The sequence below is a fragment of the Cedecea sp. B1(4) genome, from assembly GCF_059414925.1.
The window spans coordinates 1-245 of the sequence record NZ_JCAHMZ010000182.1 but is presented as its reverse complement, the minus strand read 5'-3'; the positions used below and the strand labels follow the sequence as shown (position 1 = coordinate 245).

General features: G+C 60.4%; 1 protein-coding gene. It reads left to right on the top strand.

Going from position 1 to position 245, the window contains the following annotated elements:
• Positions 1–46 precede the first annotated feature (46 nt).
• Positions 47–245 (top strand): chemotaxis protein CheW (locus ACR6JA_RS22550; protein ID WP_494599672.1); only part of this gene is annotated, 199 nt, incomplete at its 3' end.

Here is a 245-nt window from a genome sequence, read left to right as displayed (position 1 = left end):
ACCGCAAGCGCAAGCCGCGCGCAATGAAGATGTCGGCAACGAGTTCCTGGTGTTCACGCTGGGCGACGAAGAGTACGGCATCGACATCCTGAAGGTGCAGGAAATCCGCGGCTACGACGCCGACACGGTGACCCGTATCGCCAATGTCCCGCCGTTCATCAAGGGCGTGACCAACCTGCGCGGCATCATCGTGCCGATCGTCGACCTGCGCATCAAGTTCAATCTGGGCAGCGTCGAATACAACG